The sequence below is a fragment of the Leisingera sp. SA215 genome (assembly GCF_055902035.1).
In genome coordinates this window covers 17,810-27,258 of record NZ_JBVVXU010000031.1, presented here as the reverse complement: position 1 = coordinate 27,258, position 9,449 = coordinate 17,810, and the positions used below count along the sequence as shown (strand labels likewise).

7 protein-coding genes are annotated in these 9,449 nt (G+C 61.2%); 1 reads left to right on the top strand and 6 read right to left on the bottom strand.

The window, feature by feature from the left end:
- Positions 1-104: 104 nt before the first annotated feature.
- Positions 105-1,145: an IS481 family transposase gene (locus tag AC0KW6_RS20600; protein WP_474035923.1), complete on the top strand. Its 1,041-nt coding sequence runs from the start codon at positions 105-107 to the stop codon at positions 1,143-1,145.
- 381 nt (positions 1,146-1,526) lie between these two features.
- Here AC0KW6_RS20600 and AC0KW6_RS20595 read toward each other — a convergent pair whose 3' ends face one another.
- The 6 genes from AC0KW6_RS20595 to AC0KW6_RS20570 all read right to left on the bottom strand — a co-directional run bounded on the left by AC0KW6_RS20595 (position 1,527) and on the right by AC0KW6_RS20570 (position 9,438).
- Entirely contained in the window at positions 1,527-3,089 is a 1,563-nt protein-coding gene (locus tag AC0KW6_RS20595; RefSeq protein WP_474035922.1) for a malonate--CoA ligase, read from the bottom strand.
- A gap of 11 nt (positions 3,090-3,100) precedes the next feature.
- Positions 3,101-4,363, bottom strand: coding sequence for a malonyl-CoA decarboxylase (locus AC0KW6_RS20590; RefSeq protein WP_474035921.1), 1,263 nt, complete (start codon positions 4,361-4,363; stop codon positions 3,101-3,103).
- 20 nt (positions 4,364-4,383) lie between these two features.
- On the bottom strand, positions 4,384-5,871 hold the full coding sequence (locus AC0KW6_RS20585; protein WP_474035920.1) for an amidase: 1,488 nt from the start codon (positions 5,869-5,871) through the stop codon (positions 4,384-4,386).
- A 119-nt stretch (positions 5,872-5,990) separates the two neighbouring features.
- Positions 5,991-7,007 carry a TAXI family TRAP transporter solute-binding subunit gene (locus tag AC0KW6_RS20580; protein ID WP_474035919.1) on the bottom strand — a complete coding sequence of 339 codons (1,017 nt, stop codon included), beginning with the start codon at positions 7,005-7,007 and terminating at the stop codon, positions 5,991-5,993.
- A gap of 21 nt (positions 7,008-7,028) precedes the next feature.
- Positions 7,029-8,936, bottom strand: a complete 1,908-nt coding sequence (locus AC0KW6_RS20575) for a TRAP transporter permease (RefSeq protein ID WP_474035918.1) — start codon at positions 8,934-8,936, stop codon at positions 7,029-7,031.
- Positions 8,929-9,438, bottom strand: coding sequence for a MarR family winged helix-turn-helix transcriptional regulator (locus AC0KW6_RS20570; RefSeq protein ID WP_474035917.1), 510 nt, complete (start codon positions 9,436-9,438; stop codon positions 8,929-8,931). The genes AC0KW6_RS20575 and AC0KW6_RS20570 overlap by 8 nt, the downstream gene beginning before the upstream one ends.
- Positions 9,439-9,449: the final 11 nt, after the last annotated feature.

Genomic DNA, 9,449 nt, shown 5'->3' with positions numbered 1-9,449 from the left:
CCCTTCTCAGCAAGCTGAAACGGGGGCGGCGCATCTCTTGAAGGAGATGATGGTTGCCCGTTTTGATGGTGGTGCAAACCCAACCACAAAACGAGGAAACCACGATGTTGAATACTACCGACAAGATCATCAAACACAAAACCGGTCTGCTGAACCTGGCCGAGGAATTGGGTAATGTGTCGAAAGCCTGCCAGGTCATGGGCTACAGCCGGGACACATTCTATCGCTATAAGGCGGCGGTTGAAGACGGCGGCGTGGAGGCGCTGTTCGAGCGCACCCGGCGCAAGCCCAATCTGGCGAACCGGGTGGACGAAGTCACGGAACAAGCGGTCATCAAATCCGCCACTGATTTCCCGGCCTATGGCCAGGCCCGCACCTCAAACGAGCTGCGCAAACTGGGTGTGTTTGTCTCGCCCTCGGGTGTCCGGTCGATCTGGCTGCGGCACGATCTGGCGAATTTCAAAACCCGGCTCAAGGCACTGGAGGCCAAGGTCGCCGAAGAAGGCACCATCCTGACCGAAGCGCAGGTGCAGGCGCTGGAAAAGAAGAAGCTGGACGATGAAGCCTGCGGCGAGATCGAGACCGCTCACCCAGGCTATCTCGGGTCACAGGACACGTTCTATGTAGGCACCCTCAAAGGCGTCGGGCGGATCTATCAGCAGACCTACGTCGACACCTATTGCAAGGTGGCGCATGCCAAGCTCTACACCACCAAAACGCCCATCACGGCGGCTGATCTGCTCAACGACCGGGTTCTGCCGTTCCACGAAGAGCACGGCCTGCCGGTGCTGCGGATCATGACCGACCGGGGCACGGAATATTGCGGTCGGGCCGACAAGCATGATTACCAGCTCTTCCTGGCGATCAACGACATCGACCATACCAAAACCAAGGTGAAATCGCCCCAGACGAACGGGATCTGCGAGCGGTTCCACAAGACGGTGCTGCAAGAGTTCTACCAGGTTGCGTTCCGCAAGAAGCTCTACGATAGCATCGACGCGCTTCAAACCGATCTCGATGAATGGCTGAATTGCTACAACCACGAACGCACTCATCAGGGCAAAATGTGTTGCGGCAGAACGCCGTTCCAGACCATGATCGAGGGCAAGGAAATCTGGAAGGGAAAGTTCCTGAACCAAACCTGACCTGACAGACGCCGCCGGAAATCCGGGCAACTGTCAGATCACATCTGAACCACTACAACCGCTGTCCGAAAGTCTTCCTCTCAGCCATCGCCCTCGCTGCAACCGTCATCTTCTGGTTATGAATCCTGACCCTAGATGGAAGATTGTCAACTCGGCACCTCAACGCCGCTTGAACCCCAGATCTTTTCCACTCCCAAACAATAGCTCCCGCTGCGCCCTATCCTACACGGCTGCGAACGGTCTTGCCAGATCAGTGCCCAAAACTTCGATGTCCTTCAGAATGCTTCTCTTTTCCACCTATGCCCGCAACAAGAGCCACGGTTTGGTGGGAAGGAAGCTCATCCCATCAGGTCATCGGCGACAGGGATTCACGTATCATCTTCAGCTTGCGGGTTGTTTCTTGTTTAATTCCGTTCCGCTCTTCTCAAAGATGCCCGAGTATTGCTCGCGAAGTGCATTCTTCTGCACTTTTCCCATCGTGTTGCGCGGCAAGGTGTCAATGATGACGACATGTTTCGGTTGCTTGTAACGGGCAACGCTTCCACTAATCTTTCTGAGAACGTCCTCTCCGGTCAGGGAAGTGCCGGGCGATGGAACGACAACAGCAACCACCCCCTCGCCGAAATCCGGATGTGGCACGCCTATCACGGCGCTTTCAGCGACCTCCACCAAATCGTCGATCAGCAGCTCTATTTCTTTTGGATAAACGTTATACCCGCCCGTGATGATGAGATCTTTTTCACGGCCAACGATATGAACGTATCCATCACTGTCGATCTGTCCCAGATCACCGGTAACGAAAAACCCTGAAGCGCGCAACTCTTCCGCGGTTTTCTCGGGCATCTGCCAATAGCCGCCAAAGACGTTGAGGCCTCGCACTTCCAGCATGCCGACTTCGCCCTGATCAAGCAGCGTGCCGCTCTGCGGATCCGTGACCAAAACCTCCACTCCCGGCAGGGGCAGCCCGACCGTGCCAGGCTTGCGCGGGCCATCATAAGGGTTAGACGCGATCATGTTTGTTTCGGTCATGCCATAGCGCTCAAGTATCGCATGGCCGGTTTCGTTGCGCCATTGCTCATGGGTTTCCGCCAACAAGGGTGCGGACCCCGAGATGAACAACCGCATCGACGCCGTCGCCTCCGGCAGCCCGGCCTCCTTGAGCAACCGGACGTAGAATGTTGGGACCCCCATTAGAACTGTGGCTCTTGGAAGGCTGTCCATGATCTCCGAACTGTCGAAACCGGCAAAGAAGATGCACGCGCTGCCGGCCATCAGCGTCACATTCGTGGCGACGAACAGACCGTGCGTGTGGAAAATCGGCAGGGCATGGATCAGCACGTCGCGGCGCGTGAATTTCCACACGTCCCGCAGGGTTTCGGCGTTGGAGGCGAGATTGCCATGGGTCAGCATGGCGCCCTTGGACCGGCCCGTAGTCCCCGAGGTATAGAGAATTGCGGCTAGGTCCTCCGACCCGCGCACAACCGGAACGAAGCCGGCCGAAGTGGTTTCCTTGGCCTCTGCCAGGGTCCCGCAATCGTCCGCCGTCAGCGTGAAAACCTTTGTGACACCGGCCTTGGCGGCGATGGGACCGAGGCTTTCCAGTCGGGTCGGATCGCAGACGAAGACGCGGGGGCTTGCATCGGTCAGGAAATACTCAAGCTCGGGTCCCGTATAGGATGTGTTGAGTGGCAGAAAGACGGCGCCGGCCAGGACCGAGGCAACGTAGAGTTCCAGCATGGTTTGGGTCTTGGGGGCCTGTACGGCAATGCGATCCCCGGGGCCAACACCTGCATCGACCAGTACCGCCGCCAGTTTCTCGGCGTTGGCAAAGAAATCCCCGTAGCTGGTGGTCTGTCCCGAAGCAGGCAGGTGCAGGAACTGCGCGTCTTCTCTGCCGAGGCTGGCTGCCCGCAGCCGACTGGCAAGGTGGTTCTGTTCGTACATAGGGGGTGTCCTTATCTTGCTTCGGCCAGGGACCGGACAGCCGGAGAGGCGATCACGGATTGCCGCGACGCGTAGGCTTGGTGGTTCGCGGCGATTTTTTCGCTGTCATACAGGTAATTGACCATCACACCCCACGACGCGCCGATGCCGCGCAGGCTGGGGTCTGCGTCGGGATGTATCTTGTACAGTAAAGCGCCGTTGCCCAGGTGGAAATTCGCAACGGGATCGAGCGCAGCCCCATTGGTACGTTTCGCCTGCGTCAGGTAACGCGCCGCCAGCTTCGCCAGGTAGACAGACGACGAACCTGCGTGCAGCTGCTTCAGGCACGTCCGGTCATCGGAAGACAGAAGCGGATCATCGTTCTCCAGCGCGCGCTGTGCCCAAGACCGAAAGCCGGGAACTGGAGAGAGGGTCACGAAGGTCTTCAATTGAGGGAACTCGCGCTGCAATTCGGTAACGACCTGCTTTATGAGGAAATTGCCGAATGAGATGCCCCGCAGCCCCTTTTGGCAGTTCGATATGGAATAGAAGGTGGCAACCTTTGCGGACGCGGGATCCAGTACTTCCCTGTCCCGGCTTAAGATCGGGGGGATTGCGGAGGGAACGGCGTCAGTCAAGGCAACTTGAACAAAGATCAGCGGCTCCGAGGGCATTGCCGGGTGGAAGAATGCAAACAGCCTCCGGTCGGGATCGGCCACTCTCTGGTGCAGATCGGCCCAGCCAGTGATTTCGTGGACCGCTTCGTAATCGATGATCTTCTCGAGAATTTCGGCCGACGTCATCCAAGTGATCCGCCGCATCTCGAGGAAACCTCGGGTGAACCACGAGCGGAAAAGATGGCGGAAATCCTGGTCGAGTTCCTTCATTGCTGCCGAATTCGGCAAGGCGTCCAGCAACGCGCCGCGCATGGCGACCAGCCGTGCCGTGGCTCCGGGCACCTTGTTCAGCCGACGGATGAGTTCCTGACTTTGCGGCTCGGCGGCAAAATGTATGGTGCGCGCCGTATGAACCTTGCTGGGCTCCCATTGGTTGATGGCAGCCCGAAGCGCAATATCGTCCACCCCGAAATTCAAAGCAATACTGAGAAAAATCTCGTTTCGATCTTCCTGTGTCTTGCGCTCGAGGCTGTCGAGAATCTGCCGCGCCAGCCCCAGTCCTGCCGCCTCGCTGCGTTCGGCCAGAAGCGCCCGGCACATGCGCAGCACCTCTGCGTTGTCGGGAACCAGGCTGCCCGTGCGTCCACGTCCTGCGACACGCCGCAGGATATCACTCAATAGATTGGTTTCTGGCATGACTATAGGCTTTCCGATAAGTGGGTCACTTTCGGATCCACCGGGGTTAAAGGGCCGCCGACGGCGACTTCGACCGCCCGAGCTGCTGCCAGCAATGCGGCCTCTCCGCGCGGTTTTCCAATCAATTGAAGGCCGACGGGAAGGCCCCTCGGACCGAGCCCCACCGGAATCGAGATTGCGGGCAGACCGGTGGTGGAGGCCAGGAACGCAAACCGGAGCCAGTCCATGTAGTCGGTCAGTATTTGCCCGTTGATTTCTTGTACCCATTCTTCAGACTGGGCGTGCGGCATGCACCCCACGACCGGGCAGGCCAGCACGTCGAACCGTTGGAAGTGTTCGACCATCGCGTTGTAGATGGCCGTTCGATCCAGATTGGCCTGCGCAATGTCTGCCATGGTTAGCGCCTCGCCGAAGGCGACGTTTTCGGTCAACGTACGCTTGAAGTGGCGAGTGATATCCTCGGGCATTCTCCGGGCCATTGTGGCCCATGTCATACCGCGCAGGACCCTATAAGTCCGTTCAAGTTCCGGAAAAAGGGGACAGATTTCTTCGATCTGCGAACCGCCGCGCTCCAGGAGGGAGAGCACGCCCCGCAGGTGATCTTCGACTTCGCGGTCGACCGGAGACAGCCCACCAAGGTCGAGCGAAAAGGAGATCCGGATCCGCCCATCGGCGCGTTCCACCGCGGATTGGAAGGACTCCGCAGGTGCGGGATAGGAAATTGGGAAGCGGGGATCGAACCCGGACATTGCGTCGAGGAACAGCGCGCAATCACGTACACTGCGGGCCATAGGACCCTGAACCCCCTCGATCATGAAGCCATTGTCCCGCGACGCGCCGCCGCACATCCCCGGGCTGGGCCGCAACCCGACGATGCCGCAGTATGCGGCGGGGGTGCGAAGAGATCCGCCATGGTCGGAGCCATGGCTGAGCCAAAGCTCCCCCGCCGCAAGCGACGCAGCTGCGCCGCCGGACGATCCGCCTGCATTCAGGGCCGTGTCCCAGGGGTTTCGCGTAGCCCCGAAGACATCGTTGAAGGTATTGCCGCCGGCCCCGAACTCCGGTGTGTTCGTCTTGCCGGCGACAATCCCGCCACGCGCCTCGAGCATTTCTACCAGTGGATCGCTGTCCTTCGGCACGTAATCGGCGAAGCCTGGCGTTCCGAAGGTCGTGCGCACGCCAGAAACCGGGGTGAGATCCTTGATTCCGATCGGCAGGCCGCCAAGCCAGCCCGGGTGGTCGCAATTCGCGGTATCAAGCTTCTCTGCCGCGTCGAACGCTCTTTCCGGGCAGAGGGTCGGTGTCGCGTTGATGGCTGGTTCAATCGCTCCGATCCGGTCGTATGCAGCTTCGAGAACCTCGCGCGAAGACACCTCTCCCCGCCGCAACAGGCCTACAACGGCGACGGCTTCGAGTCGGCATAACTCGGGCCCGCTGTACTCCGGCCGGTCAGAGGCTTCGGGGGAGGGCTGCGGTTTCACAAGGGTCATGGCCGGCGCTTTCGTGGTCAGGAGGACCGCTGCGGTCGGGAGCATCCGCAGCGGCCCGGGGTGCGGCGGGGACCGGGGCCATCACAGCCCAGGATGCCCCGCCGGGGAGGAAGGGATGGTCAGTTGGCGGGTGCGAAGGTCACGGGCTCGGGGATCTCCCAGCCGGCTTCCCGGTAGTACCGCTCGGCACCCGGATGCAGCCGCCCGGCGATCAGTTCGAGCGCGGTGTCCTTGCGGATAGTGTTCTTCATCCATTGCGCCGTGCCGTGGATCTCATCCAGGTTTTCCCAGATCGCCTTGGTGACCTGATAGACAACCTCTTCATCTACATGCATGCCCGCGCTGAAGTTCACGATGGCGCCGTGTGTCGTGGCGTCGCCGCCGACATGGTTATTGCCATAGGTTCCAGCCGGGATGGTGTTTACAGTGCCCCCTGTCGCCTTGTTCACGATGCCCTTGTCGACGTCGATATCCAGCAGCCGGATTTCCTTGGTCAGCGCGAATTGCTGCACCACCGGGCTGGGAATGTTGGTCGGCAGGATGATCAGGTCGATCTTGTCATCCTGAAAGGCCTGCGCCGCCGCGTCGAAGCCGAAGGGCTGAACCTCGATGTCATCTGCCGTCATGCCGGTGACCGGCTTCAGGATGTTGCGCAGCACTACACCGCTGGCCGCACCGCCCGGAGGGCCGATGAAGACCTTCTTGCCCCGGATGTCCTCAAGCGTCTCGATCCCGGAATCCGCGCGCGTGATGTAATGGTACGGTCCCATCTGATAGGAAAAGATCATGCCGACGCTCTTTTCCAGTTCCGGCGCGGCGGCCATGCCCCTGTAGGGCCCGAACTGATTGACCATCAACCAGTTGATCGTCGGTGAACCGAACAGGAAGTCCACCTTGCCCTTACCGGCATCGACCATGTGCTTGGTTGCGGCGCCCGTGGCGCGCACCTGGAACTCGACGCCCTCCACATGCTGATTGACCACCTTGGAAATCGCGGTGTTGACGATGAACGGCGACATCCCCGGCGCGATCGACGCAACCTTGAAAAGCTCGGCCGTGGCGGTGCCCGCCAGCAGCGTGGCCGCGGTCAGGCCAAGCGCCAGCGGCTTGCAGAGTGCCTTGAAGTAGGGTCTCATTTCAGTCTCCTGTTGGTTTTTTTAGTTAGAGTTGGCGGCGCTCAGAGGAACCGGCCGTGGCAGGAACAGTCCGACCAGAACGGTCGCGGCGACGGCAGGCACCCAGAGGAACCACATCGGGAACATCGCGGCAGCCCCGATCAGCAGACGGATCGCACGCTGGCCGGTCCCGAGCACGCCCATCCGCGGATCGGCGCCGCCAAGCGCACTCGCCAGCATCCAAACCGCGGCCAGAAGGCGCAGGACCGTTAGCCCCAGTTCGGTCCAGCTGAACTCGCCGGCGACGAGCAGCAGCGAGGGCGAGAACACGAAAATATAAGGAACCAGCAGCCCGACGATCGAGATCCGCAGCGCCACGAAGGAGGTCCGCAGCGGGTTGCCGCCGGCGATCGGCGCCGCGACGTAGCAGCCATAGGCAATTGGCGGCACGATCGAGGAGTAGACCGCGAAGTAGAGCACGAACATATGCGCAGCCAGCGGCAGCACCCCGGCCTTGATGATCGCCGGCGCGATCATGATCGCGATGATCAGATAGGCCGGCAGGGTCGGAAGCCCCATCCCGAGGATCAGCGCGCCGAACATGGCGAGGATCAGCGCCAGGATCAGGTTGCCCTCGCCGACAGAGGCGATCGAGGTGGCAAAGCGGATGGCGATGCCGGTCTCATTGATCACTGCCAGGACGACCCCGATGACACCCACGGCGAGCATGATCTTCGCCGCGCTGATACCACCGTCTGCCAGGGCTTGCAGGATGCGCTGCGGCTCGCGGCGGAACGCCGGATTAAGGACCAGGCCCGTCACGATCGCCATGACGACGCCCACCAGCCCCGCCATGGCCGGGCTCTTGCCCGAAACGAAGGCCAGCATCAGCGCGGCAATCGGCAGAAAGACCAGGGCAGAGTTCAACCAGTCGCGCGAGGTCAGGACCGGGATCTCTTCCTTGGGCAGAGGCTTGATATCGAGCCGCACTGCCTCGGCATAGACCTGTGCGAAGAGGCCGATATACTTGAAGAGCGCTGGCAGCGCGGCGGCGAGGATCACCATCGCGAAAGGCATGCCCACGAGGTCGGCCATGACAAAGACGGCCGCCGCCATGATCGGCGGGGTCAACTGCCCGCCCGAAGAGGCGGCGGTCTCGACCGCCGCGGCGAAATTGGCCGAAAAGCCCTGCCGCTTGATCATCGGAATGGTAAAGACACCGGTGCCGGCGATATTGGCCGCGACGCTGCCGCTCATCATGCCGAAGACGGCGCTGGCAACGATGGCGGCATGGGCCGCGCCGCCACGAATGCGCGCGGTCAGGGCGGTGGAAATCTGGATCAGGCTCTCGCCTGCGCCGGTCCGTTCCAGCACGGCGCCGAAGATCAGGAAGATCAGCACGTTGTCGGCCACGAGGCCGGTGATGCGGCCGAACACCCCGTCGAAGGAATACCAGGCGATCTGCATGAAGTCGCTCAGCTCCATGCCGAAATGCTCCAGCATACCGGGCAGTTGCGGACCGGCAAAGCCGAAGGCGATGAAGACCAGCGCCATGATCACAAGCGACCAGCCCCAGCACCGGACCGACAGCGCGATCAGCGCGGCAAGGCCCGCGAGACCCGCGAGGATGTTCTCTGGCGTGGCGATGTAGAAGCCGGTGTAGAGCTCCGCCTTGACCTGAAAGAACCAGACCGCCGAATAGAGGAAGGCCGCGATCAGACCGAGGTCGATCACCCAGCCGAAACGCCCCAGCCGCCGGTCGAGGGCCGCGGGCTTCGAGAGGGCGACGATCACCACGCTGATTGCGAGAGCGCCGAACCGGGCTTTGGCCTCGTCCAGCGCGAAGAAGGCAATGACCGTGACGATGATCACCGAAAAGAGCAGCGCCAGCCCGCGTCCGGCCTTTTGCGTCACGTGGGCCAGGCCCCTGTCTGCTGCAACCTTATCCATTTGTTATTCCTTTCGCGAGGAGTGCCTGGTTGTGCCCGATTAGAAGGTCGAGCATGCGCTCGAACTCCGCCCGCTGGGTTTGCGTCAGAACACTGGCGAGCACCGCGTTGCGTTTGGAGGTGAAGCGCAGGGCCTGATCGTTGAGCTCCTGTCCCGCCGGCGTGATGTGAAGGTCGATCTGGCGCGCATCGGCCTCGGAATTCCGGGTCTCGATAAGCCCGCGCGCCACCAGCGCCTTGATCGTCCGGCTGAGCTGCCCCTTGTCGAGCAACAGGGTGTCCCGCAGCGTTGTGAAGTGGATCATCCCCTCGGTCGCCGTCAGCCCGAGGATCCGCCATTCCACCAGGGTCAGATCGTACTCGCGCTTGAAATACCGGCCACCGCTCCGCTCGTTGATTGCCGCAAGGCGCGAGATGCGAAAGCTCAGGGCCTCGGGCAAGGAAGACAGCGGGTGAAGCGCGTCTGCCTCCGATTGCGACGTCTTTTTTACTGATTCCGTCATTGAGCTCCTCC

Excerpts from the sequence above, each read along its gene's own strand:
- AC0KW6_RS20600 (WP_474035923.1), top strand. The coding sequence starts at position 105 with ATGTTGAATACTACCGACAAGATCATCAAACACAAAACCGGTCTGCTG.
- AC0KW6_RS20595 (WP_474035922.1), bottom strand. The coding sequence starts at position 3,089 with ATGTACGAACAGAACCACCTTGCCAGTCGGCTGCGGGCAGCCAGCCTC.
- AC0KW6_RS20585 (WP_474035920.1), bottom strand. The coding sequence starts at position 5,871 with ATGACCCTTGTGAAACCGCAGCCCTCCCCCGAAGCCTCTGACCGGCCG.
- AC0KW6_RS20580 (WP_474035919.1), bottom strand. The coding sequence starts at position 7,007 with ATGAGACCCTACTTCAAGGCACTCTGCAAGCCGCTGGCGCTTGGCCTG.
- AC0KW6_RS20575 (WP_474035918.1), bottom strand. The coding sequence starts at position 8,936 with ATGGATAAGGTTGCAGCAGACAGGGGCCTGGCCCACGTGACGCAAAAG.
- AC0KW6_RS20570 (WP_474035917.1), bottom strand. The coding sequence starts at position 9,438 with ATGACGGAATCAGTAAAAAAGACGTCGCAATCGGAGGCAGACGCGCTT.